Here is a 2,529-nt window from a genome sequence, read left to right on the forward strand (position 1 = left end):
CATGCCCATCTTAATCCTATAAATATTTGAACATTGGATAATGCTATCCTGTGTTTTTATGCGGTGTTAATCCGAATTTCTTCGGGCTATCCCCCTGATTAAGGTAGGTTGCATACGCGTTACGCACCCGTGCGCCACTTTCCTACCGAGCAAGCCCGGTAGTATCGTTCGACTTGCATGTATTAGGCCTGCCGCTAGCGTTCATCCTGAGCCAGGATCAAACTCTCCATTGTAAAATGTTATGTTTGAACACTGACCATTCTTAACTTGTATTAATAATAGTCTTATTCTAATTATATTGTCTAGTTAGATTCTGACTTGAAAAAATAGCTTTGGTTTTCATGTACTTTGAAACTGTACTATCTTACCTCGCTATGCTTTATAAATGACATCTCTTTAATGAACTTCTCGAATCACCTCACGGATCTTCTTTATATTTCTTCGTTTATTATTCTTCAGTTTCGTTTCGGTCTTAATGTTCCGAATCTCAGTTTCAAATTTTTAACGTTTCAATCTTTTTTATTCTGTTAACAAACTCCGTTTGGTAACTCCCGTTCTGTTTGGGATTGCAAAGGTAGAAATCTTTTTGGTTTTGTCAAGCTTTTTATTAAACTTTATTTCTTTTATTTTTCGAGCCTTTTAAACACTCATAAAGAAACACCAATCTCTTTTTCTAACCCTTCAGTTCAACCTTCATCCTTATCCTTTTCTTACAAACCCTTCCTCCGAAGCGGGATGCAAAAGTAGGAAAATTATCTCCCCTCACAAACTTAAACACACTATTATCTCCGTCAAACCCATAACTCCCTACAACACAACCAGAAAAACTGAAGAATATTTCAGATTCATCATATTAAACTGCTCCTACTCTGTTCATATCAACGATCAAATCGTTCACCTGTCTTATCCATTGTTCAAGTTTGGCACCCACATTCAGTGCGAACGTTTAAGTTGAACCTTGCATCTAACCTTAAAAATTCAGTAAAAATAAGGCCAACTAGTTAAACCTAGCTTAATTTAAGGCTCAAAAGACACCTAACCTTAAAAATAAACGTATTTTAAGGTTAGGTGGATTCTTTTCGTTATATTTGATTATGGCTTATCCAATAAACCCCGACAGAAACAAACCTTGGAATGATCTACCCTTACTTCCAATAGACAAAGAGTTATATGAAGATATTCAAATCTTCTCCCTTCTGGGGAATGCTAAAGCTGCACTCGGAAGATTACAAGGCCGTAGCATTGCTATTCCTAATCAAGGATTACTAATCAATTCTATAAGTTTACAGGAAGCCAAAGCATCAAATGCCATAGAAAATATCTTTACCACAGATGATGAACTTTATAAAGCTTATAGCGAACACCAAACCAAACAACAAGAAGGCCCAACCAAAGAGATCTTAAATTATAGAGAAGCTTTGTGGTTAGGTTATGGATATTTACAAAATGACCAGCTATTCGATGAGGATTACTTTATAAAAATGTATAGAACCATCAGCCAGTTTAAAGACGGCATAAGGCCACCCGTAGCACAGATCTATATTAAAGAAGGTGGTTCTGGCTTAAATGCAGGTAAAGCATCCTACACTCCGCCACGTGGCCCAGGTATTATAGAATCAAAACTTAGCAACCTCATAAATTTTTTAAATGATGATGAGAAATATCCACTAGATCCGCTCTTAAAAATGGCCATTGGTCATTTTCAATTCGAAGCCATTCACCCTTTCAGAGATGGTAATGGTAGGACAGGAAGAATATTTAACATCCATTACCTTACAAAAAAGGGATTACTTGATTATCCAATTCTCTTCTTAAGTCGTTACATTATGGATAACAAAGAAGATTATTATTCAACACTATCTGGAATTACTCAAAGAGGCAATTGGAAGAATTGGTTTCTCTTTATGTTGAAAGCTATTGAAGTTACAGCTAACCTCACTTACAATAAAATTAATGACATTATCTCAGCGAAAGATGCCATCCTGGATACAGTTATTTCTAGAGGAAACATCAACCGCCCAGAGTCGCTCGTAAGCACCTTATTTATGGAACCCTTTACTCGGGTAATGCATCTTACAAACAGGGGGCTTTATGCAGAAAATACAGCACGTAAATATCTTGATGAGTTGTCAAATATTGGAATCCTTGAAAAAAGGATGATACATGGCAATAGTTATTACCTCAATCTGGAGCTATACAGAATTCTTTCAGAATAATACCATACCCCGTATATCAAAAATCCCATAAACCTTTGACAGAAATAAGGGAAAATAAAAATGTTATAAACAAGAAAAGCCGATAGTCTTTATGACTACCGGCTTTCTATAAGATTTGGCACCGACCTACTCTCCCACGTGTTACCGCAGTACCATCGGCTCTGGTGGGCTTAACTTCTCTGTTCGGAATGGGAAGAGGTGGACACCACCGATATAGGCACCTAAATATTTTTAAATATCTAGTATATATCGTTTCGCTTTTGTTGCTCAGCTTACGCCTTGCTCGATTTGTTACTAAACAAATGACATATTA

At 36.5% G+C, this 2,529-nt stretch carries 1 protein-coding gene and 2 rRNA genes; 1 reads left to right on the forward strand and 2 read right to left on the reverse strand.

Annotation, left to right across the window (positions count from 1 at the left end; all coding sequences use genetic code 11):
• Window positions 1-233 (reverse strand): 16S ribosomal RNA (locus EZ444_RS26960); the annotation flags it as partial.
• Between the two features lie 861 nt (window positions 234-1,094).
• Between EZ444_RS26960 and EZ444_RS26965 the strand changes: the two genes are divergently transcribed.
• Window positions 1,095-2,216 carry a Fic family protein gene (locus EZ444_RS26965; protein ID WP_131612996.1) on the forward strand — a complete coding sequence of 374 codons (1,122 nt, stop codon included), beginning with the start codon at window positions 1,095-1,097 and terminating at the stop codon, window positions 2,214-2,216.
• Between the two features lie 113 nt (window positions 2,217-2,329).
• Here the strand turns inward: EZ444_RS26965 and rrf are convergent.
• A 5S ribosomal RNA gene (gene rrf, locus EZ444_RS26970) occupies window positions 2,330-2,441 on the reverse strand.
• Window positions 2,442-2,529: the final 88 nt, after the last annotated feature.

The organism is Pedobacter hiemivivus (assembly GCF_004331685.1).
Classification (GTDB): domain Bacteria; phylum Bacteroidota; class Bacteroidia; order Sphingobacteriales; family Sphingobacteriaceae; genus Pedobacter; species Pedobacter hiemivivus.

What these genes read in the sequence shown, in the direction of transcription:
- EZ444_RS26965 (WP_131612996.1), top strand. Translation starts at nt 1,095, where the DNA reads ATGGCTTATCCAATAAACCCCGACAGAAACAAACCTTGGAATGATCTA.